The organism is Streptomyces sp. WAC06614 (genome assembly GCF_003949795.1).
Taxonomy (GTDB): Bacteria; Actinomycetota; Actinomycetes; order Streptomycetales; family Streptomycetaceae; genus Streptomyces.
On the sequence record NZ_RPRY01000805.1, the window covers coordinates 1 to 290 of the forward strand.

The 290-nt window shown below is 75.5% G+C and carries 1 pseudogene; it reads right to left on the reverse strand.

From position 1 onward, the window contains the following. A pseudogene (locus EF918_RS36575) lies at positions 1 to 290 on the reverse strand (MFS transporter); the annotation flags it as partial.

A 290-nucleotide genomic window follows, 5' to 3' on the forward strand; every position in this document is an offset into this window, starting at 1 on the left:
GGCCAGGAAGCTCGCCGCGCCGGAGGTGAAGGGGCGGATCAGCAGACCGGCGGCGACGGCGGCCATGCCGGCGCAGACGACCGCGGCGGGGCCGAAGCGGCGGGAGAGCCGCGGCGCGGTGATGCCGAAGACGGCGAAGCACAGCGCCGGGACGGAGGTGATCAGTCCGGCGACGGTCCCGCTCATGCCGAGGCCGGTGCGGACCTCCTCGAAGAGGGCGCCGAGGCTGGTGATGGCGGGCCGCAGGTTGAGGGCGGCCAGCACGATGCCGACGACGAGGACCGGGCCCA